Annotated in this window: 23 protein-coding genes; 18 read left to right on the plus strand and 5 right to left on the minus strand. The window is 37.1% G+C overall.

The features are described 5' to 3' along the window. Window positions 1-8 precede the first annotated feature (8 nt). The 3 genes from MW695_RS16095 to MW695_RS16105 all read left to right on the plus strand — a co-directional run bounded on the left by MW695_RS16095 (window position 9) and on the right by MW695_RS16105 (window position 1,914). Window positions 9-581, plus strand: coding sequence for a chromate transporter (locus tag MW695_RS16095; RefSeq protein WP_247106385.1), 573 nt, complete (start codon window positions 9-11; stop codon window positions 579-581). Further along, a complete protein-coding gene (locus MW695_RS16100) occupies window positions 578-1,108 on the plus strand; it encodes a chromate transporter (protein ID WP_247106386.1) in 531 nt (176 codons plus the stop codon). Before MW695_RS16095 ends, MW695_RS16100 begins: the two co-directional genes overlap by 4 nt. An 89-nt stretch (window positions 1,109-1,197) precedes the next feature. Continuing rightward, window positions 1,198-1,914, plus strand: coding sequence for a potassium channel family protein (locus MW695_RS16105; protein ID WP_247106387.1), 717 nt, complete (start codon window positions 1,198-1,200; stop codon window positions 1,912-1,914). A 106-nt stretch (window positions 1,915-2,020) separates the two neighbouring features. Here MW695_RS16105 and MW695_RS16110 read toward each other — a convergent pair whose 3' ends face one another. From MW695_RS16110 to modA, 3 genes are all read right to left on the minus strand, one after another. Then, window positions 2,021-5,389, minus strand: coding sequence for an efflux RND transporter permease subunit (locus MW695_RS16110; protein WP_247106389.1), 3,369 nt, complete (start codon window positions 5,387-5,389; stop codon window positions 2,021-2,023). A gap of 355 nt (window positions 5,390-5,744) precedes the next feature. Further along, window positions 5,745-6,407 (minus strand): molybdate ABC transporter permease subunit, encoded by a 663-nt coding sequence (gene modB / locus MW695_RS16115; protein WP_247106391.1) that lies wholly within the window; start codon window positions 6,405-6,407, stop codon window positions 5,745-5,747. Then, window positions 6,404-7,156, minus strand: coding sequence for a molybdate ABC transporter substrate-binding protein (gene modA, locus MW695_RS16120; RefSeq protein WP_247106393.1), 753 nt, complete (start codon window positions 7,154-7,156; stop codon window positions 6,404-6,406). The genes modB and modA overlap by 4 nt, the downstream gene beginning before the upstream one ends. A gap of 422 nt (window positions 7,157-7,578) precedes the next feature. On the opposite strand from modA, the gene MW695_RS16125 reads away from it, so the two are divergent. The 8 genes from MW695_RS16125 (at window position 7,579) to MW695_RS16160 (ending at window position 12,548) form a co-directional block, all read left to right on the plus strand. Further along, window positions 7,579-8,247: a response regulator transcription factor gene (locus MW695_RS16125; protein ID WP_247106394.1), complete on the plus strand. Its 669-nt coding sequence runs from the start codon at window positions 7,579-7,581 to the stop codon at window positions 8,245-8,247. Window position 8,248: 1 nt separating this feature from the next. Then, a complete protein-coding gene (locus MW695_RS16130) occupies window positions 8,249-9,595 on the plus strand; it encodes a sensor histidine kinase (RefSeq protein WP_247106396.1) in 1,347 nt (448 codons plus the stop codon). Between the two features lie 124 nt (window positions 9,596-9,719). Next, complete coding sequence (locus MW695_RS16135; protein WP_247106397.1) at window positions 9,720-9,887, plus strand: hypothetical protein; 168 nt, start codon at window positions 9,720-9,722, stop codon at window positions 9,885-9,887. 48 nt (window positions 9,888-9,935) lie between these two features. Next, window positions 9,936-10,616, plus strand: a complete 681-nt coding sequence (locus MW695_RS16140) for a zinc metallopeptidase (protein WP_247106399.1) — start codon at window positions 9,936-9,938, stop codon at window positions 10,614-10,616. A 28-nt stretch (window positions 10,617-10,644) separates the two neighbouring features. Beyond that, entirely contained in the window at window positions 10,645-11,127 is a 483-nt protein-coding gene (locus MW695_RS16145; RefSeq protein WP_247106401.1) for a DUF5392 family protein, read from the plus strand. 114 nt (window positions 11,128-11,241) lie between these two features. Further along, on the plus strand, window positions 11,242-11,517 hold the full coding sequence (locus tag MW695_RS16150; RefSeq protein WP_247106402.1) for a hypothetical protein: 276 nt from the start codon (window positions 11,242-11,244) through the stop codon (window positions 11,515-11,517). A 65-nt stretch (window positions 11,518-11,582) separates the two neighbouring features. After that, window positions 11,583-11,762, plus strand: a complete 180-nt coding sequence (locus MW695_RS16155) for a YwbE family protein (protein ID WP_247106403.1) — start codon at window positions 11,583-11,585, stop codon at window positions 11,760-11,762. Window positions 11,763-11,822: 60 nt separating this feature from the next. Then, complete coding sequence (locus MW695_RS16160) at window positions 11,823-12,548, plus strand: hypothetical protein (protein WP_247106404.1); 726 nt, start codon at window positions 11,823-11,825, stop codon at window positions 12,546-12,548. 82 nt (window positions 12,549-12,630) lie between these two features. Here MW695_RS16160 and MW695_RS16165 read toward each other — a convergent pair whose 3' ends face one another. Further along, window positions 12,631-13,707 (minus strand): M42 family metallopeptidase, encoded by a 1,077-nt coding sequence (locus MW695_RS16165; protein ID WP_247106405.1) that lies wholly within the window; start codon window positions 13,705-13,707, stop codon window positions 12,631-12,633. 406 nt (window positions 13,708-14,113) lie between these two features. Here MW695_RS16165 and yiaA point away from each other — a divergent pair, with 406 nt between their 5' ends. Then, window positions 14,114-14,584 (plus strand): inner membrane protein YiaA, encoded by a 471-nt coding sequence (gene yiaA, locus MW695_RS16170; RefSeq protein ID WP_247106406.1) that lies wholly within the window; start codon window positions 14,114-14,116, stop codon window positions 14,582-14,584. A 515-nt stretch (window positions 14,585-15,099) separates the two neighbouring features. On the opposite strand, the gene MW695_RS16175 is transcribed toward yiaA, so the two are convergent. Next, complete coding sequence (locus tag MW695_RS16175; RefSeq protein ID WP_368859661.1) at window positions 15,100-15,360, minus strand: hypothetical protein; 261 nt, start codon at window positions 15,358-15,360, stop codon at window positions 15,100-15,102. 230 nt (window positions 15,361-15,590) lie between these two features. Between MW695_RS16175 and MW695_RS16180 the strand changes: the two genes are divergently transcribed. The 6 genes from MW695_RS16180 to MW695_RS16205 all read left to right on the plus strand — a co-directional run bounded on the left by MW695_RS16180 (window position 15,591) and on the right by MW695_RS16205 (window position 22,753). Next, a complete protein-coding gene (locus MW695_RS16180; RefSeq protein ID WP_247106409.1) occupies window positions 15,591-16,964 on the plus strand; it encodes an MATE family efflux transporter in 1,374 nt (457 codons plus the stop codon). A 614-nt stretch (window positions 16,965-17,578) separates the two neighbouring features. Next, window positions 17,579-18,850, plus strand: coding sequence for an extracellular solute-binding protein (locus MW695_RS16185; RefSeq protein ID WP_247106410.1), 1,272 nt, complete (start codon window positions 17,579-17,581; stop codon window positions 18,848-18,850). Between the two features lie 69 nt (window positions 18,851-18,919). Beyond that, on the plus strand, window positions 18,920-19,801 hold the full coding sequence (locus MW695_RS16190; RefSeq protein WP_247106412.1) for a carbohydrate ABC transporter permease: 882 nt from the start codon (window positions 18,920-18,922) through the stop codon (window positions 19,799-19,801). 22 nt (window positions 19,802-19,823) lie between these two features. Further along, window positions 19,824-20,693 carry a carbohydrate ABC transporter permease gene (locus tag MW695_RS16195; protein WP_483299867.1) on the plus strand — a complete coding sequence of 290 codons (870 nt, stop codon included), beginning with the start codon at window positions 19,824-19,826 and terminating at the stop codon, window positions 20,691-20,693. Between the two features lie 68 nt (window positions 20,694-20,761). Beyond that, window positions 20,762-21,193 carry a hypothetical protein gene (locus MW695_RS16200; RefSeq protein ID WP_247106413.1) on the plus strand — a complete coding sequence of 144 codons (432 nt, stop codon included), beginning with the start codon at window positions 20,762-20,764 and terminating at the stop codon, window positions 21,191-21,193. Window positions 21,194-21,271: 78 nt separating this feature from the next. After that, complete coding sequence (locus tag MW695_RS16205; RefSeq protein ID WP_274169712.1) at window positions 21,272-22,753, plus strand: alpha-N-arabinofuranosidase; 1,482 nt, start codon at window positions 21,272-21,274, stop codon at window positions 22,751-22,753. Window positions 22,754-22,797: the final 44 nt, after the last annotated feature.

Below are 22,797 nucleotides of genomic sequence, written 5' to 3' on the forward strand. Positions count from 1 at the left end.
AAAGGGGAATGAAACGTTATTGGGATCTTTTTGTCGCTTTTTTTCGATCGGGTATTTTAGGATTTGGTGGTGGCCCATCTGCTATTCCGCTTGTCCAAAAAGAAGTTGTCGATATTTATCAATGGATGAATAATGAAGAATTTGGTGATGTACTAGCTTTAGGAAATACATTACCTGGTCCAATAAACACAAAGATGGCGGGGTATATTGGCTATCGTGTTGCTGGTGTGTTAGGAATGATTGTGGCTGTGTTAGCTTCTATCGTTCCGACCATTTTTTTAATGATAATTCTGCTTGCGTCATTAACTAATTTCAGTGACTATGCATGGGTAAATGGAGTAACAAATGGTGTATTGCCTGTTGTCGGTGTCATGCTGGCGCTTTTGACGTGGGACTTTTTGAAAAATGCAAAATCAGGATTAGGATGGATGGTGTGTATTTTACTTGCGGTCATTAGTGTTGTCATGATCGAACTACTCGGATTGCACCCAGCTATTTTAATCGTGATTTTATTATGTGTTCCTTTTTTCCAGCGATCAAAAACAAAGGAAAGCGTTCAAGAAGGAGGGAGAGCTAAATGATTTATGTTGAGCTTTTTATTGCCTTCTTCATTCCTGGTATAATCGGTTATGGGGGCGGACCTGCCTCGATTCCGTTAATTGAGTACGAAGTCGTTCATCGTTATGAATGGATGACGGTAGAGCAATTTAGTGAAGTGCTCGCACTCGGAAATGCGCTTCCAGGTCCAATCGCTACAAAAATGGCCGGCTACATTGGCTATGACGTCGCAGGTGTGTTAGGAGCGACGATTGCTGTCTTTGCGACTGTTGCACCTTCTTTGATTTTAATGATTGTATTGTTAAGCTTCTTATATAAATTCAAGGATTCTCCGAAAGTGAAAAAGATGACGGCACTGATACGACCAACCATTGCTGTATTACTAGGTGTCATGGCTTACCGCTTTTTTGAAAGCTCCTATGATCATGCAGGAATATGGCAAACGCTCTTACTAGTTGTAATGAGCTATCTTTTATTACATAAATGGAAGGTGCATCCGTCTCTTGTCATCGTCGGTGCGATTGGGTATGGAATTATATTTTTAAGTTGAATAGTAGGAAGCTAGGGGATATAGCCTAGCTTTTTTTGTAAGGAAAAAATATGATTAATAATAAAATCATTGTTGGAAGGAAATAGTGGATGAAGATAAAATGGAATTTAATTTATGAACTCATTATGGTAATCTTAGCCTTTATATCGGTGTTAGTTATTTGGTCAGAGCATTCTAAATGGTATTTTTTAGATCGTATCGTTTGGTTCATATTCGTCATTGATATTTCTATTCGTTTCTTAAGTAGTAAAGAGAAAATTAAATACATGAAAAGATATCCTTTCGATTTAATTGCTATTATTCCTTTTGATTCTATTTTTCAATTAGCACGTATAGCTAGATTGGCTAGAGCTGTGAGACTAATAGCTATAAGTGCCCACTTTTTAAAACCATTTTATACGATACTTAAAACAAATGGCTTACATAAAGTGATTACTTTTACTTTGTGTTTAATCTTTTTATCTGCTATTCCAATAAAGAGGTTAGAGCCTAGTATCGAGACGTATTCAGATGCTCTTTGGTGGGCAGTTGTTACGGCAAAAACAGTAGGCTATGGAGATATTTCGCCAGAGACAGAATTAGGTAGGGTTATTGCCTTTATACTAATGTTATTTGGAATTGGATTAATTGGCATGATCACAGGTTCAATTGCTACTCACTTTCTATCAAATGATAGTAAGGATAACAAAACAATTACACATATAAAAGAAGAATTATCACGTTATGATCAATTAACAGAGGAGGAGCTTGAAAGGTTAATTATTTTAATGGAACAATTAAAAAAAGAAAAAAGGAACATTAGTTAGTGGATGGAACTAAAGTGAAATTCCTAATATTGTGCGTTCCATACCTCATGGAAGTATGAGGTATGGAACGGCGCACGATCATCCAATCTTAAAAAAACTTTGTATTCTATTCTTGATCCTCTTTCTTTCGACGGTCGCGATCTTTTTCTAGCACATCTTCTAGTAAATCTAGTAATTCGTCACGTGAAATACGTGGACGTTGCTCTGAGTCTGAATCGACTTCACGAGTTTCACTGGAATCAGAAGAAGTGTAGACCTCCTCATCTTTTTCTACTTGCTCCAATTCTATTTCATATTCTACCTCTGATAATCGTCTTTCACTGCGCTCTTCTTCATGATAAGGTAAAGCTTTGCGAGAGCTTGAACGCTCATCTAGATCGTACTTTTCTTCGAGTAAATAAGCTGGAATAAGCTGTCCGTCTGGAGTAGCGTATTTTTTATTCATTCGTCTCGTATCTTTATCGAAAAAGCTATAAATAACCGGAATGAAGATTAACGTTAAGAATGTAGAACTAATTAACCCACCAATGACTGTAATCGCCATAGGCTGTTGGATTTCAGCACCTTCACCCATTCCTAATGCAAGTGGAACAAGTCCTAGAATCGTTGTAAGTGACGTCATGAATATTGGTCGTGCACGGTTCTTGACTCCTTCGATGATGGCATCATAGCTTCGTATTCCTTCTTCTTTCTTCTTATTGATATAATCAACTAAAACAATGGCATTGTTGACGACAATCCCAGCTAAGACAATTAAGCCAATGAACGCCATAATGCTAAGTGGTGTTAATGTAAACGTTAGACCGAGAGCAACACCGATGACGACGAGTGGTACACTGAACATAATAACAAGTGGATATTTAAATGATTCAAACTGTGCTGCTAGAACGAGAAAGACAAATACTAACGCAAGTAACAAGGCAAGTGTCAGATCACCGATCGCATCGTCTAGCATTTGCTGATCACCTGTATAAGAAATCGTCGTCTCATTAGCAATATCTAAATCGTCAATCGTTTGTTGAACGAGCTGTGACATTTCCCCTAATGTGTACTGATTTCCATATTGTAAACTAAATTGAACGGCTGATTCTTGGTTGATCCGATTGATCGTAATCGGTCCTTCTCCCTCAACGACTTCAACGACATCTTTTAATGTCACGTATTCTCCTGTTGGGGCTCGAAGGATTAAATCTTCAACAGCTTCAAGTGTTGTAATATATTCCTCATCGTAACGAACATGTACTTCGTAAATGTCATGATCATCTGTCACAATTTGCGTCGCAAAAGCCCCGTTCATCATTTGATTTAGAGATTGAGCTATTTGAGCTGGTGCAAAGCCATTTTCTCTCGCTGCTTCTTCATTTACAAGGAATTGAATTTCTGTCACTGTTTCAGTTAAGTCATTCGTCACCTCATTAAATTCACTCATATCTTCAAATTCTTCCGTTATTTCCATAACGACATCTTCTAAACGATTAGGGTCAGAATCAAGTACGTTAAACGTAATCGTGTTTGGCGCACCGCCCATCATCGCTTGTTGCTGTATCGAAATATCTGCATCTGAAGCAGCTCGTTCCACATCACGGCGAATTGAATCAGCAAATTCAGCGGTCGATATGGACCGTTCATCTAAAGCTCTCATCGTAATGAAAATGGAGGCTTCGTGTGTACTGGAGCTACCTAGGATGGCACCTTCTCCTCCACTTGACCCAACCGTACTCACATAATGAAGAATATCACGCTCATCATCTAACACATCTTCTATGCCTTCAACTGCTGTTAACGTGTCTTCAAGCGGAGTTCCCCGCTCCATTTCGACATCAATTTGGAAAAAACCTTCATCCGTATCAGGGATGAATTCAACACCAACTTGGAATACGCCTATTGCACCAGCTACTAATAGTAAGAAGGTGATACCAAGTACACTTAATCTACGCTTTAAAGCCCATTTAATCGTTGAATCGATCGTAGTGATGAATCGACCTTGCTGGCGTTTTTCTTCAATATTTTCTTTTGGTGCCTTTAACATCCGACTGGCCATCATTGGAACAACGGTTAAAGCAACGGCTAATGACGCTAATAAGCTAAATGAGACTGTCAGTGCAAATTCCATAAATATATCGCCAACGATTCCTGAAATAAAGACAATCGGTAAGAAAACGGAAATGGTCGTTAACGTTGAAGCTGTAATCGCTCCACCTACTTCTTTCGTTCCATCATAAGCGGCTTCTCTAGCAGTCTTTTTCATTGATAAGTGTCGATATATATTTTCAATAACGACAATCGAGTTATCAACAAGCATTCCAATCCCAAGAGCTAATCCACCTAATGTCATAATATTTAGCGAAAGGTTGGTGAAATAAAGTAAGACAAACGTAACGATGACAGAGAATGGGATCGCAATGCCGACAATAAATGGTGTTTTGAAGCTTCTCAAAAAAGCAAACAAAACAATGATTGCGAATAAGCCACCTAAAATAAGTGCAGTCATGACACTTGAGATCGCTTCTTGTATATAGTCTCCTTGATCAAAAACGACAGCGACTTCTAAGTCATTATACTTCTGTTCATCTAATAGTTCGTTTAAACGGTCGTTAAAAGCCGTTGAAACCTCTGCTAAGTTCGCATTTGCTTGCTGTTGAACACTCATCATTATTGAAGGTTCCTGATTCGTTCTCGTAATAGCCCCACCATGGTCGGTAATGAGGTCAACATGAGCAATATCACCAACAGTAATGTCCTCACCTGTTGCTGGATCGACGGAGACAACAATCGTTTCAATGTCACGAATGCTCGTCATTTCAAACAAGACGCGACTTGTGTATTGTAAATCGCCACTTTCTACTAGTCCCCCTGGAGCAGTAACATTGTGGGCTTGGAGAATGGAAACGACATCAGCTTGTTCAAGGTTATATGTTTCGAGTTCATGTTGGTCAAGCTCCACAATAATTTCATCAACAGCTTCTCCTGTCACATCAATGGAAGCAACTCCTTCAGTCTTTTGAAGCTCACGTTCAAGATCAAGAACAAGCTCATTAAAATGGTCCTCATCAGATGATACTGTTAATTGAATGATAGGAAGCTGTGATGGATCAAACTTCAAAAAGCTAGGAGTACCAGCATCAGATGGTAAACTTGCTTGGTTCATTCTGCTTATAATGTCATTTTCAACATCCTCAATGGTCGTATCCCAAGAAAATTCTAAAATCGTCATCGACGCATTTTCCATAGAGATCGAACTAATATTGTTCAAGCCTGGAACGGTAGCTAAGCTATCCTCTAACGGCTCCGATACTTTATCTAATACTTCTTCTGGGCCTGCATTAGGGTAGCTTGTAACGACAGCACCTATCGGCGGGTTAATGTTAGGCATTAATTGTAGCGGAATATTTGTTAAAGAAATCGCTCCTAACAATAGAAATAAAATCATTGCTACCATTGTAAAAATCGGTCTTTTAATTGAAAATTTCGTCATGTTTCCTCTTTTCCTCCTTCATCTACTTACAACGTAAAAGCATCTCCTTCGTTCATTTATTCACAAAAGATGACTACAGCGTCAAAGGTAACATAGGATTATGAACTGAATATGAACACGAAAAATTTAAAGGAAGAATGTAAGGACTGTTTAGAAGTCAACAGGGAAGGTTTATTTTGATGGAGAGGGAGGATGAATGTTATTTATGGTGATTGTCGTTTATTGGAAATTAATTTGATTATGAAATCAATGAGCCTTATGAGATGTGATCGCCATCTCATAAGGGTCATGATCTAAATATAAGAACATGTTCAAAAAGGTCAAAAACCGACCTTTTTGAACAATCACTATAAACTTAAGGTTTCAAACGTTGGACGATTGAGAGTAGGACAAGGGAAAATAGGATCAAAGTGATGACCCAAAAATAGGCCATTTCTGTTCTACCTGATTGAACAGCAGAATAAATAGCGCTAGGCATAGTCTGAGTTCGACCTGGTATATTTCCTGCGAACATAATTGTAGCACCGAATTCGCCAAGTCCTCTAGCGAACCCAAGCATGTAGCCTGTTAAAATATATCGCCACGATAATGGTATGATGATAAAACGGAAAATTTGCTTTTCGTCTCCACCAAGTTGTCGAGCTGCTTCAATCAATTCACCGTCAACAGATTCAAAGCCTGTCCGAAGTGTCTGGTAAATAAGTGGGAAAGCAACAACAGCAGCAGAAACAACAGCAGCCCAAAAGGAAAAGACTAGAGGCTGAGAAAATAGCCATTCGAAAGCTCTGCCAATGAAGCTTTGCCGTCCTAAAAGGATAAGTAAACCAAAGCCGACAACGGTTGGCGGCAGTACCAATGGCAACATTAAAAGCGTATCAAGAGCACTCTTGCCTTTGAATTTCTTGTCTTTCATCCACCATGCAATGAAGAGAGCTGTTATAAAGGAGACGATACTTGCGATAATGATCACTTGTATTGAGATAAAAATTGGAGAAAGAAATTTGTCAAGTGATGTCATGATTCAAACTCAAATCCATTTGATTTGAATATTTCCCTTGCTTCATCGCCTCTTAGCCAATCGTAAAATGCCTTTGCTTCTTCAGGGTGTTCAGTGTCTGTCAATAGTCCTATTGGATAGAGCACAGGATCATTTACTTGCATTTGCTCAATGATGGTCACGTTAGTTGATGCTATAGCATCTGTTTGATACACAAAACCCGCATCGACATTCCCAGTTGCTACATACGTTAGAACACCGCGAACGTCATTAGCAAAAATAAGTCGATCTTCAATATCGTCATACAGATCAGCAAGTGTTAGAGCCTGTTTGGCATATTCTCCAGCTGGCACGGTTTCTGGGTCTCCAATGGAAATCCCTTCGATATCATCATTCATTAGATCAGAAGATGATTCAATATTATGCGTATTTTCTAAATTTGTAATCATAACTAGTTCATTTCGTAATAAAGGTGTATATTCATTCAGAAAACCTTCTTCTTCAAGTTCGATCATCCATGACATTGCTGCAGAAAGAAAGATATCAGCAGGCGCCCCATTTTTGATCTGGTCTTTTAAATTTCCTGAGCTACTATATGTAGGCGTAATGGTTATCGTTTCGTTATCTTCCGTATATCTATCGATTAGTTGTTCCATAGCATCTGTTATACTGGCAGCTGTTGGTACATACAGTTCCACTGTTTGATTTTGATTATGACAAGCTGTTAGAAGTGGCACAGCGATCAAGAATCCTACAACTTTTTTTATCATTGATACTCCCCTTTTTAGAGATTGAGATGTGTGCGATTGGTAAGATCTCTCTTTGGAATTTGTATAAGCAGAGAAGGTCTCCTAAGCCAGCTTATATAATTATAACTAACTATAATTAGTTGTAAACAGATTCAATAGATCCAGTGTTAGATCTGTTGTCAGTACACACCTTATTGACAGTGTAGAAGATACATACAATCTGCCATGTGTTTTTTTCAATGATCCTTTCTATATAAGCAAAAAGGAAACAATTTATAAGTTTCTCTTTATTATATGTATGAAAATGAGAATCGGGTAAATCGGCCATGATGTCACAAAATAAGATCTAGAAGAAGTAAGAGGGTATTAATTCATAATCAGTTCATATTGAAGTGATATACTAAGTGGAAAAGTTGAACAATAATGAAAGCTAGGTGAGTGGAATGAACACCATTTTGGTCGTAGATGATGATGCACATATTCGAAAATTAATTCGCTTATATTTAGAAAATAGTCATTTTCAAGTGATTGAGGCAGCTGATGGGAAGGAAGCACTTACGATGTTAACGACGCATCCGATTGATTTAGCCATTGTCGATGTGATGATGCCGTATGTAGATGGGATTGAGCTAACAGAAGATATACGATCCTTTTTAGATATTCCAATCTTAATGGTAACGGCCAAAAGTGAATCGCGGGATAAAGTAAAAGGATTTAGAGCTGGTACTGATGATTATGTTGTGAAGCCATTCGATCCTGTTGAATTATTATTACGAGTCCAAGCATTATTAAAACGGTATCATGTGAATTCAACAAGTAAAGCGACAGTCGGTTCAACGACAATTGACGTAGATAAGCTCATTGTTCAATCTAAAGAGGAAGTTCTTTATTTGAAAAAGAAGGAATGCGAACTATTATTTACTCTTGCTCACTCATCAGGAAAAATCTTTACGAGAGCTCAGCTCATTGAAAAGATTTGGGGCTACGACTATGAGGGAGATGAACGAACGGTAGATGTACACATTAAACGACTTCGTGAGCAATTAACCGCATTTCCTGAATTGACGATTACAACGGTGAGAGGATTAGGATATCGTCTTGAGGAGGTGTAGTATGTTAAAAAAGAGTGTATACTTGCAAATTGTTATCATATTTATCGGAGTTGTTCTGATTAGTTTAGCGAGCGCTTTTTTTATTTCTTCATCTTTCTTTCATTATGAGGTGATTTTTGATGAGGAAATTTCGAATATGTCCTCAGGAGTTGCCGAAATTATCGAACTAACCGATGTAGATGATCTACCTCAACTAATGGATACCATTAAAACGTACTATTTTAATGCTGTAATTGTTAGTGAAGAAGGAGCAATGATTGGGGAAAACTCGCCATTTGCCAATGAAGTGTCTCAGGCAATTGTTCACCAAGTAACATCACTGAATCAAGGGGAAACGTATATATTACCGTATGAACATAAGGATGCTTACAGAATCATTGGAATTCCTGTTTCGATTGTTGATGACGAAATGCATGCTTTATTTGTTTTTGTAAATTATGAAGAGGAATTTGAATCACTTCAGAAGGTGGTTTTTTTCACGTTATGTCTCGTCCTTATGATTGGCAGTGGGCTTATTTTACTTGCTTCTCGTTATTTGGTGAATCCCGTAAAAAAATTAACGAATGCAGCTAGGGAAATGGCGAAGGGGAATTTCTCAGTTCGAATGGAGACGAAGAAAAAAGATGAAGTTGGAGAATTGATTTCAAGCTTTAACCATATGGCCTCAGAAGTAGAGAAAATTGATCAAATGCGTGAGGATTTTGTTAATAGCGTTTCACATGAGATTCAATCGCCGATTACGTCGATTAGAGGATTCACGAAAGCGATTAAAGACGATGTTGTCCCAAAGCAACATCAAAAGGAATATTTAGATATTATTTATCAAGAAACAGAACGGCTATCTCGTTTGAGTGAGAACCTATTACGACTCGCTTCTCTTGATTCTGAGCAGCATCCCTATCGTCCTGAGACGTATCGTTTAGATGAACAATTACGACGAACTGTGCTTGCAACAGAGCCTTTATGGAAAGAGAAGAGTATTTACGTGTCATTAGAGTTAGAAAAGGCTGAAATTTATGCAGATCAAGATTTGATGGGGCAAGTATGGGTAAATCTACTAACAAATGCGATTAAATATACTCCTGAAAATGGACAAGTCACTATTGAAATTGAACGTGAAATGAGAGGTTTAGTAGTTCGGATAAAAGACACTGGAAAAGGAATTCCAGAAGATTCAATACCTCAATTATTTGATCGCTTTTACAAAGTTGATAAAGCGAGAAGTAGTGCCGTTGAAGGAAATGGACTTGGATTGTCGATTGTAAAAAGAATACTCACTATTCATCAATACTCAATTGAGGTAATGAGTGAGGAAGGGAACGGTTCCATTATTATGGTTCGATTATAAAGTGAAAAAGAGGATACTCCCTATATTCTATGATTTTACATATTTCTTTGCTGTTTGTTCATACTCAGTTCATATATTATTTTTATAATAGTATTAAAGGATACAGTTGGAGGGTGGAGTGTTTATGAAACATGAATTTGTTGGTAAGAATGTGAACAAAGAGAATTCTACAGGACACAAGATTCAAGACGTTGTATCAAAGTCAGTTAAGCAAATAGTTAAGGAATTACAAGACAAAGGAATGGAAGCAGAAGTTTGTGATCGGACAATTTTGTTAAGTATTCAAAGTTGATATGTACCGATGCTTCTATTGCTTCATTAGAAAAGGAGTATGGGTTAAATGATTTTTCATCCAATGGATTTTTTGATTTTTGCTGCTTTAGGATTAGCACTATGGGCACAAACGAAAGTAAAAGGGAATTTTGAGAAATGGTCACGCGTACGAGCGTCTTCTAATTTAACTGGTGCGCAAGTGGCACGTTTGATCTTAGATAAAGAAGGCTTATCTCATGTGAAGGTCGAGCATTCACGAAATGGGACATTATCTGATCACTATGATCCGACAGCCAAAACGGTCCGATTATCAGATCCAGTATTTGCAGGGAATTCAATTTCCTCATTGGCTGTAGCAGCTCATGAAGTCGGTCATGCTATTCAAGATGATACACGTTACGGAATGCTACTACTCCGTCATCGATTGTTTCCAGTCGCTAATATCGGCTCGCAGGTTGCTCCCTTTTTATTCATTGGTGGTTTTGTCCTTGATATGATGAATTTAATTGGTGTCGGAATTGTTTTATTTGCTGCAGCTGTTCTATTTCAGGTGGTCACTTTGCCAGTCGAATTTGATGCAAGTAATAGAGCTAGAAAGAAACTAGTTGATCTCGGTTTAATCGCGAATCAAGAAGAAAAAGGGATAAGCAATGTCTTAAATGCAGCTGCCTTAACTTATGTCGCAAGTACGTTAATGGCTATTTTACAATTAATTAAGTTTATCCTTATTTTTAGAGGAAGAAGATAAAGAAACGAGTAAAGAGGTGTATGAGATGATGTCTTTTAAAGCAAATCAAAAGCAATCACCATATATAGCAAAAGAACTCGCAAAAATTCAATCGAAACTCAAACCATTTATGAAAAAAAGCACCATATATACCTTTATATCGATTCCACTTATCACATTTTCGATGATGAATTTAGGCATTATATTGTTTCAAATTGGGATTAGTCAAGAAATGATGCTGATCGTGGTCATTGCTGCTTTATCTGGTGCATTTGGATTAGCATTATTTAAAGAATCAATGCATGTGAATAAACAAATGTTTCAAACGAGTGTGGATTATATGACTGATCGAATTACGAAAAGTACGAGAATTCCTGATCAATCAAGGGAGCAATATTTAGATCAAATCCAGGCCGAACCTACGAAGGCTGTCAATACGTTTTGTTTATTTTTAGAACAAGAGGAAAGAATCAAGAAAGTAGAAGAAGGTACAGTATCGATTTTCGAAAAGACAAATGATAGGACTAAATAACTCCTAAAAGGTGTATAACTCTTTTGGGGGTTTTTCTATCTGTATGCTAAAATAAAGTGGAAAAAGAAAACGTCATTGTGCATAATTAGCCAAAGTTAAAGGGAGTCGAACGAAATGGAAACGGTTTGGCGAGAGAGCCTTAAGTCTTACTTAAAATTAACTCTATTCATTATGATGGTTATCTCTACTTGTTTAGTTATTTGGACAAGCTTTACAAAAAAAGAAGAAATAGTTCCATTTTTACTGAGTGTTACCTTGTTTTTATGGATTAGCCAGGTGCACATAGAAAATAAAGATGCTAATAAAAAGAATTTGTATCGATTCATATTTGCCATTTCGCTTCTGTCTGTAGTATTTGGAGCGTTTCATATCTTATTTGTTTTTCGTTGATATAGGGCAAATAGCTTATAAACTGTTCATTATGTTACGCTATCATTGAAAAAGGAGAGAACAAAATGCAAATCAAACAAGGTTTAAAAGTAAGGGTCGTTCAAAAGCAAGACCAACGTACAGGCCAGCTAACAGAAGGGATTGTTGCCAAAGTTTTAACAAAATCAGCAACTCATCCTCATGGTATAAAAGTGATGCTTGAAAGTGGTATTGTAGGAAGAGTGAAAGAAGTTATTAGTAATTGACATAGATTTCAAATGATGGAAGGATGCTAGAGAAAGGATTTAAAATGAAGGAGACAGCGTATGTCAATTGATGCTTTTATTATGGGACTCGTTTTTATTATCATTCATTTGTTTGCAAATGAATTAATTCCATCTAAGCGGATCCATCGCTTGAAATGGTTTTCTTTTTCAGGTGGTCTAGCTGTTTCCTATGTATTTGTTTACGTACTACCGACCTTACATAAAGAGCAATTGCACGTAAAACAGTATGGAGATTACTTTAGTATGGAATCTGAGCTGTATTTTATTGGGCTTTTAGGTGTTCTGATCTTTTATGGAATACAGAAAGTCGTTAGAAATGCAGAAAGGGAGGATGAAACTAAAAAGGTGCGTACGCTATTTTGGTTACAAATTCTCTTTTTTGGCTTCTATAATATGCTCGTTGCTTATACGATTATTTCACATGATGTATTGGGAATTCAGGCTGTATTTTATGGCTTAGCGGTAGGTCTTCACTTTGTTGCGGTTGCTCATGATATGTGGCGAGAATATGCAGATATTTATAATAAAATGGGCCGTTATGTGTTAGCGTTAGGAATTGTAGCAGGCTGGGTGATGGGGATGACCGTTCCATTATCTCCATTGACGGAATCGATTATTTTTGCTTTTATTTCTGGAGCTATGATTTTGAATGTTCTAAAATATGAGCTACCTCCTGATGAAGAGTCACACTTTATTACATTTGCTATCGGTGTTGTTGCCTATACGACGATTACGATGTCATTAAAATTTTTCTTTCAATGGTGAAGAGAATGTTCGAAAAAAACCTGCTTTCAACAGATTAGTTGGAGGAAGGAACCTATAAAGTAGAACTTCCTCCAGATTGATGTTAGGATAAACCGATAATCGACTGAATTGTCTTATCATCAAGCTGTTTAATGACCTCGCATAATAAGGTGACAGCATGTTCTAAGTCGTCATAATGAACAATGGAAACATGGCTATGAATATAACGTGAGGCCACACTGACGACTAACGTTGGTACACCATGATGGTTTAAATGGAATTTACCAGCATCCGTTCCCCCGCCGGTCATAATGTCAATTTGATAAGGAATTGAATGCTCTTTTGCGATATTTACAACAAAATCCCGAAGCTTACGGTGAGGAATCATTGATCGGTCCATGAAGCAGAGAACAGGACCTTTACCTAGCTCTAAGCTCGTTTCTTCCTTATTCATCCCTGGTATATCACCTGCAACACCTACATCTGTCGCAAACGCTATTTGAGGCTGAATCATATTGGCTAACGTCTCTGCTCCACGTAAACCAACTTCTTCTTGAACGGTTGCACCTGAATAAAGTGTGTTTGGAAGCTTTTCCTGCTTTAACCTTTCTAAAACCTTTAAAGCGATGTAGCAACCTGCTCGATTATCCCACGTTCGACTTAATAGCATTTTTTCATTAGATAGTGACTCGAATGGGCAAATGGTTGCAATTGGGTCACCGATAGCAACTCCATATGATTCTACTTCTTCGCGAGAGCTTGCCCCGATATCAATAAACATTTTATCAAGAGTAAGAACCTTTTTTCTCTCCTCAGAAGTGAGTACATGAGGAGCCTTTGAGCCGATAACACCAGTAATATCTTTTTGTTTTGATAATACTTTAACACGTTGTGAAAGAAGAACATGCCCCCACCATCCTCCTAATGGACGAAAGCGAAGAAAGCCATTTTTCGTAATGCCGCTAACGATAAAGCCAACTTCATCTAAATGCCCTGCTAACAATATTTTTGACCGACCTTCACCTATTCTTCCAACGATGCTGCCTAAGTGATCGGATTCGATCTGACTCGTATGAGAGGCAATTTCGGTTTTCATCACATGGAAAATACGTTCTTCAAAGCCAGGCAATCCTTCTGTTTCGGTAAGTGTTTTCATTAATTGCAGGTTAGTCTGCTCCATTTAGGAACCTCCTTGTATGTGAGACCTCTGAAAAAATGTAACTTAACTTTTTCAGTGCCATTTATGTACTAGTCATAGGATCACGAATATTAATGAAATTTATTCAAGGGAAAAAGGGGTACTATTTTCAATATTCCTTTATTAAACTGTTGAGAATAAGAAAGTAGTGGATAAGATGAACGTAAACGAAGTAATAAATGGACCTTTTTTGAAGAATTTCAATCACAAATCGTCTAGCTTCATCAAAATTAGTTATGCGTACAAAAATTTTTAATCTGTTATTAATAACAAAATTATCTATGATTTATAAAAATTTTCTATATAATAGAAATAGATAGGAGCGCCGGTACCGTGTATCTGCAAGTGCTCTATTTTATTCGATAAAATGAGGGAGGCGAAACATTCAATGTCTAATGATGATGAAATTTTATTAGTTAAAGGAAAACAAAATGAGTTAAAGCTGAAAATAGAAAGGAAAGAGGGAGAACCGACTCCAGCTTTCAAAGGGGCTTCTTGGGCAGCGTTGTTAATAGGCGTTACTGCTTATCTAATTGGTTTGTTTAATGCATCGATGCAATTGAACGAAAAAGGATATTACTTTGCCGTTTTAATATTTGGACTTTATTCAGCAGTATCTTTACAAAAAGCAGTAAGAGATAAAGACGAGGGGATACCAGTAACTGGTATTTATTATGGTATTAGTTGGTTTGCACTTGTTGTAGCTGTTTCCCTAATGGCTATCGGCTTGTATAATGCAGGGAGTATTATTTTGAGTGAAAAGGGTTTTTACGCTATGTCATTTGTTCTTAGTTTATTTGCTGCTGTAACGGTTCAAAAGAATATTAGAGATGCACAAAGAGCAAAGGAAAGAGATTGAGTTATTATTCATTAATTTTAGTGTAGTGATAAGTCTGTTTTTCGTCATAAATGGTATTTTAGGACGGGGAACAGGAGAATATATCTTGTATTCTTCAATGGTCGGGTGCTATAAATCGAACAAGAATTAAATAAGGATCCACACTTATTTAGAAATATCTAAAATGTGTGGTCCTTTTATGAACATGTGTTAGGGGTTCAGGCTGTATTTAAGACTTGAAGTAGGACTCTAGTTTATTGTGCGTGCTCTTGGTATGTGACGAAGCGGATATATATAATAAAGTGGGTCATAATGTTTTAGTATTAGGGATTGTAGTTGGCTGAATCATGGGAATGATCGTCAATTTATTAAAAAAGGTGGCCGCTCGCCCGTCTATGAGACGTTTTTCTCATAGACGGGCTTAAAACATGTCGCTACACCAGTGACATTAAGATAAACTAACTATCGTTTGGATCGTGTGCTCAACAAGCTGTCTAATGTCCTCTCATAATAAATGAACAGCATGGTCTAAGTTGTCATAATGAACAATGGAAACATGACCATGAATATAACGTTTTGAGTTTGATAACACCAGAAATGTCTTTTTGTTTTGATAATACTTTAACGCATTGTGAAAGAAGAACATGCCCCACCATCCTCCTAATGGACGAAAGCGAAGAAAGCCCATTTTTCGTAATGCCGCTAACGATAAAACCAACTTCATTTAAATGCCCTGTTATTTTTGACCGACCTTCACCTATTCTTCCAACGATGCAGTCTAAATGATCGGATTCGATCTGACTTGTATATCACATGGGAAATACGTTCTTCAAAGCCAGTCAATCCTTCTGTCTCAGTGAATGTCTTCATTGGTTGTGGCTATATGTTTACTAATTATTGTCGAACATAAATTTCTAGTTTCGAAATATTTATGCTTTTGTTATCGTTCGATATTTAGTAAAATGAATGAACCTTGTTAATGATTTTATTGTTTAGCGAATATTTTCATCTTGGAGAAGGAGCGTTTATGTCGAATGCAAATGTGAAACAAGTATCGTTAATTGCAGTTACATGGCCGATATTTATTGAATCATTGCTTCATTTTTCGTTACGTACTGCAGATACATTTATGTTAAGTCAAGTATCTGATGAAGCGGTAGCTGCAGTTGGAGTGGCGAATCAGATTATTATGTTTATGTTCTTTTTGTTTCAATTTATTGCTACTGGCACTTCAGTCGTTATTGCTCAGTATATCGGAGCAAAAAAATATGGAGAAATTAGAAAGTACACAGGTAATGGTATTCTTATTAATTTTTTATTTGGGTTACTTGTAGCTACCGTTCTTATTATATGTAGTTCTCCGTTACTTAGTATTTTTCAATTAGATAAAGAGTTGTTTTCTCAAGCGCAATTATTTTTAATGATTGTTGGTGGAGCGCTTGTTTTTCAAGCGATGATTGTTACGATGTCTGTTGTGATCCAAACTCACGGTTTTACAAAGGAAACGATGTATGTAAGTGGTGGAATGAACATCATGAATATTTTTGGGAATTATTTGTTTATTTATGGAGCGTTTGGTTTTCCACAATGGGGGGTTCTCGGAGTTGCGATTTCAACAGCAACTAGTCAATTTCTTGCTCTTATTGCATTTGCATTAGTTTTATATTATCGAGTCAATCTTCGCTTAACTTGGAATGATTTCATTCATATTCAGAAAGAACGATTAAAAAAAGTATTAAGCATTGGAATTCCTTCATCAATGACAATCATTTCATATTCTAGCAGTCAAATAGTGACAACTGCATTTATTACGTTACTTGGTACTCAAATGCTAGCTACGAGAATTTATACGTTAAATGTTCTGTTTTTTGTCATGGTGTTGGGGATTTCTCTCGGTAGAGGGTCACAAATATTAACTGGACGACTAATTGGTGCAGGGAAAATGGAAGAGGCGTATCGTCAAGGTATTCGAAATACACGATGGAGCATGGTTCTTGCTTTAGCGATGACAGTACTTATTGTCCTTGTTCGTGAACCTTTACTTAGTCTTTTCTCCTCAGATCCCGAAATTATTCAAATGGGAGCAGTTTTACTATTAATGGGCTTCTTATTAGAACCGGGGCGTTGTTTGAATCTAGTATATGGCGCTACTTTGCAAGCGTCTGGGGATGCTCGTTACTTAATGATCGTGTCCGTACTCGTTATCTGGATGTTCAGTGTTCCTCTTTATTACATGCTAGGTATTCATTTTGGCTGGGGACTAATAGGGATTTGGGTTGCTTTTATCGCTGATGAATGGGTTCGTGGGCTTGCATTATGGGCAAGGTGGCGTTCAAGAAAGTGGGAGAAAAAAGCTTTAGTCAAACATGGGAAACAGGAAAAAATCGATACGGCTTCATAGTATAGTGGCGGTATTACAAAGGGTTAGCAACCTTCCTTTGTAATACTTTTTTAGTTTCGGATTGAGGTTGTATGATTTAATGACTAATAAATTCATTAAATTAATGATGGGTATCATAAACAATAAAGTTAAATAAAAGATAAAAAATTTTTGATTGTTTTTTATAGTTTTTTTTATATTTTTAGTGTGAATTGGTTGAAATCCTAGTATAATAAACGAAAAAGTAGTTATGATTACTTTGAAATGACCAAATTAGACGGAAGTTTAATTAGTTACTATAATAGTTTATTATAAATGAAAATATTAACTATAATCAAAATATTAATTATTAATAAAAATAGTGAAAAAAGTATTGCTAAACATAATAGAGTTATATATAATTACTAACAACAGCTCATAAGTACAAATTTTTTATTAAGCGTTTTCAATACTTTACATGTTCGTACATATTGGAAGGCTATTCATTTGTACTTTTTCGATAAAGAAGAGGCTTGACAATTACCTTTATTCAAAATGTAAACGATACCAACTATTATTCTACTTAGTTGGAGTTACGCCATCTATATTATCGACTGAGCGAGTTAAAACGAGACATTTAATAAGGGGGAAGAAACATGAAAAATCCAATGAAATTTTTATTAGGGCTTTCTTTGCTTGTCGTTGTATTAGTAGGTTGTGGCGGGAATCAGAATCAGGTTGAGTTCTGGACGCCGTTAACTGGTGAAGACGGAGCTAACATGGACGCTCTCGTTCAAGCCTTTAATGAAACAGAGCCAGAATTTGAAGTGAATCACGTCGTCACCTCGGATCTATATACGAACCTTTACACCGTATTGAACTCTGGAAGTGGTATTCCTGATTTAACGTTGATTCATGCCGATCGTGTTCCGAACTTTGTGAATCAAGACTTATTAGAAACAATGGATGAAGTGATGGCCCAGCAACCTGAATTAAAAGAAGAGAATTATATTGAAGAAGCATGGAACTCTGGGGTTGTTGATGGAACTGTTTATACGATTCCATTGGATATTCATAGTAGCGCGATGTACTACAATCAAGACCTATTAGAAAAATATGGCGTTGAGCATTGGCTTGACGATGATGTTGTGACCTTTGATGAAATGCTTGAACTTCAAGGTCAAATGGATGAAGGACAGTATGTATTAAATGATGCGTTGTTAGGTTGGGTTGTGTTAGCGCAAATCCAGAACCTTGGTGGAGACGTTGAGGATGAAAATGGAGATCCTGCTGTTAACACTCCTGAAATGAGAGAAGCGATTGAAGCGATTAAACAACTAGCAGATGCTGGGTTAATGACACCGTATGGTGAAGATGGTTATTTATCATTCCAAGCAGGAGATGTCATCTTCTCAACGGATGGTACGTGGAGCTCACTTGGACACGGTATGGTGGAAGATTTAAACTTTGGTGTGACGAACGTATACTCATTTGAGCCAGATGTGTTCCATAATCGTGCTTCTTCACACTTATTCTCGATGCTGAGAAGTGAAGATCGCACTGATGAAAAAGTAGAAGTTATTGCTGATTTCTTAGAGTTTGTTCGTGAGAATTCAATTGAATGGGCTGAAGCTGGTCAAATTGTTGCCAGTGTCGATGTGATTGAAAGTCCAGAATATGACAACTATATGCAGTCATTCTTTACTTCGACTGAGCAACAAACGGAAGGTCTTCACATTTATACGTATGAGCATTATCCGTATGTAGCAGAAGCAATTGATACGTATGTCGCTGATCTTGTTCATGGAGAGATGGACATTGATCAAGGGTTAGCGGAAATGCAATCCTTTGTTGTTGACCGAGTAGAACAGGGAACGTTAGATCTAGAAAATGTAATTGAAGAGCTTGAGGAAGCAGAAGAGGAATAGATGTACGTAAGTAATGTGCCATTTCTTTTGAATGGCACATTACTTTTAAACAAAGGAGGTTGTATAACGGTGAAGAAAAAGATAAATTGGGCTCCGCTTGCCTTTATTGGCCCCCATCTCATTTTATTTATCGTCTTTATTTTAATACCGTCGGTTTACGGTATTTATGCGTCTTTTACAAGATGGAACATGGTATCTGACCCAGTGTGGGTTGGTTTAGATAACTATCGTACGATTCTCCTTAATGAGGAATCGACCTTTTACCGTCAATTCTTTAATGGGATGAAGAATACGTTTATTTTTGTCTTCTTTAGCGTTCCATTTATGATTATTATACCATTATTAATTGCCGCTTCATTGGAACATAAAGAAGTGAAAATGAAAAATCTCTTTCAGACACTTATCTTTATTCCAGGTCTTATTTCCATATCTGCTGCAGCTCTTATTTGGTCCCTTATTTTCAATCGGCAATTAGGGATTGTTAATAATTTGTTTGGATCTGATGTCGTTTGGGCTGCCACTCAACCATACGCTTGGATTACGATTGTTGTTATTACCGTATGGGCTGGTATTGGAGGTAATATGATCATTTATCGTGCTTCGATTAGTAGTGTATCTGAGGAATTATATGAGTCAGCAGAAATTGATGGTGCAGGGCCTGTCCGTAAGTTTTTTAGTATTACGTTACCGTCTATTCAGTTTCCGTTAATTTATACACTTATTATGACAACGGCGGGTGCTTTCAATGTCTTTGCTCAACCGTTAATGATGACAGAAGGTGGTCCGAGACAAAGTACGACCGTATTAATGATGTATATTCGTGATTTGGCATTTAGTCATGGTGAATCGATTGCGGGTATGGCTTCGGCAATGGCTGTATTACTTGGATTAGTTATTTTAGTTATCTCTGCAATTCAATATTATTTAATGAATCGCCATTCCACTTCCTAAGTGTCGTGTAGAATTTTAATTGATGAAGAAAGGTAGGGATAACCAAATGTTTGAAAATATAAAAGTGTCAAAGTATTTATCGTATCTCTTTTTGATTATCGTGAGTGCGATTTGGGTCATACCTGTATTATATGGGATTACGACTTCCTTTCGTTCTCAGACGGAAGTTGTTAGTGCGGGATTCCGGTTGTTACCAGTAAACTGGATCGTTGATAACTATGTGGCGATTTTAGAAAACACGTCTACTGCACCTATTCTCCAATGGATATGGAATTCCATTTTTATTGCGACAACACATACGCTGCTAGTTGTTATTGTCATTGCGATTACAGGATATGGTTATACGCGTATGAATTTTAAAGGACGAGATGTGTTGTTCTTTACATTGCTAGCCATTTCCTTTTTTCCGAATGTCGTCAATATTATCCCATCTTATATGATCATTGACATATTAGGTTGGGTTAACACACCGTGGGCGATGATCGTACCAGGGGTAGCTGGAATGGCTAACATATTCTTAGTGAGGCAGTTTATGAAGGGAATTCCTAAAGAGTTAGATGAATCTGCACGAGTTGATGGTGCAAGTGATTTTAGGATTTTTATTAGTATTATCGTGCCATTAATTAAACCAATACTAATTGTCTGTGGTTTGTTCTCGTTTGTAGGATCATGGAATGATTTCTTATGGCCAGTTATCGTGTATACGGATGTTCAGAAGATGCCAGTAACGGCAGGTTTATTATTGCTTCAAGATGTATATGGTAACTACCGGATGATTGGACAACTAATGGGATCAGCAATCTTAGCGATTATTCCGACGCTATTATTGTTCTTCTTTGCTCAGAAATATTTTGTTCAAGCGATTAAATTAAATGCAGGTTTGAAAGGATAAAAGCCTTTACAATCATTGGAATGCATAGTACTCTTCAACTGAATTCGATTGCAAAGGACTGATTAACAATGGGTGCTAGTGTGAAAGTAAGTAGAAAGCTGGAACGAACCTTTATCATCATTGGTGCAGCATGGAACCTTGTGATTGCGCTCGTTACGATGTTTCAATATTATACATGGTTTCAACGAGAAGGAGCCCTCAAACTAGAAGAGACAGATATGAATACGATGATTGCAGGTTCACAAATGGTGAATAATGTTCTACAAGTGATCCTAATCTATTCTCTATTTATCTTTGTTGGTGCAATTGTGAATTTCTTAATTGCTGTTAAATTACAAGATGACGAGATTCAATATAAAGTATTAATTTGGATAGGTGTCTGGGCTGCTATCATGCTTACGATGACGGATATCATTGGCTTTGCATTGTATTCAATTGCATTTGTTATGTATTTAGCAAAGAATAAAGCGATTAAATTAGCTCATACGAAAACCCATTAGTATAGTAAGCTATATATAAATGTGATTGATATTGTACGTACAAAAGAAGATTTAACAAACAGGATGGAGGGAGACATGATGACAAACAAAGTCATTATTAACACAGATGTTTCAAAGGGAAAGATTAATAAAAATATTTATGGACACTTTGCTGAGCACCTCGGTAGATGTATTTATGAGGGTTTTTGGGTCGGCGAGGATTCTCATATCGAGAATACAAATGGAATTAGAAATGATGTGGTAGAAGCGTTAAAAAACATTAACATTCCAGTTCTACGTTGGCCAGGAGGATGTTTTGCCGATGAATATCATTGGAAGGACGGAGTAGGCCCTAGAGAAGATCGAAAGAGAATGGTTAATACGCACTGGGGCGGAGTCGTTGAAAATAACCATTTTGGTACACATGAATTTATGATGTTATGTGATATGTTAGGAGCAGAGCCTTACATTTGTGGAAACGTTGGTAGTGGAACAGTTCAAGAAATGTCAGAATGGGTTGAATATATGACCTTTGATGGCGAATCACCGATGGCGAACTGGAGAAACGAAAATGGTCGTAAAGAGCCGTGGTCATTAACATATTTCGGAGTAGGTAATGAAAACTGGGGTTGTGGTGGAAACATGCGCCCTGAGTTTTATGCTGATTTATATCGTCAATTTCAGACGTATGTACGTAATTACGGTGATAACAAAATTTATAAAATTGCTGGTGGTGCTAACGTTGATGATTACCGTTGGACGGAGGTACTCATGCGTGAAGCGGCTCATTTAATGGATGGATTAAGTCTACATTATTATGTTCATCCTCACGGCTTTTGGAATAAAGGCTCAGCACTAGATGCGCGTGAAGAAGAATGGTTTATTACGATGAAGAAGGCTCTTCATATGGATGAGCTGATTTCTAAACACTCGACGATTATGGACAAGTATGATCCAGATAAGCGAATTGGAATGATTATTGATGAGTGGGGAACATGGTTTGATGTTGAGCCAGGTACAAATCCTGGATTCTTATATCAGCAAAATACGATTCGCGATGCATTAGTTGCGGGGTTACATTTTAATATTTTCCACGAACATAGTGACCGAGTTCAAATGGCTAACATTGCTCAAACTGTTAATGTACTTCAAGCAATGGTATTAACTGAAGGGGAAAAGATGATCTTAACTCCAACTTATCATGTGTTTGAAATGTACAAAGTTCATCAAGATGCTGAAAAATTAGATTTATCTATTGAAACCGATACGTATCAACTAAATGATGAGAATTTACCATCAGTCAGTGCAACAGCTTCAAAGGACGCTGATGGAAGGATTCATCTTAGCTTATGTAACCTTAATCCAAGTGAAGAATCTAAGGTTACAGTTGAATTGCGAGGGATTTCAAATGTTGAAAATATCGCAGGGCGTGTCCTAACTGCCGAAGAACGTAATGCACATAATACATTTGATAACCCTGAGAATGTGAAACCAGTAGCGTTTGATGGTTATGAAGTGGAAGGTGAACAATTAACGGTTACGTTACCGAATATGGCAGTAGCTGTCATAACAATTGGTTAATGATAACGCGTTTAATTACAGTTTAATCGTTTGATCGTAAGACC

This window comes from Halalkalibacter sp. APA_J-10(15), assembly GCF_023017105.1.
Taxonomy (GTDB): Bacteria; Bacillota; Bacilli; order Bacillales; family Bacillaceae_D; genus Halalkalibacter.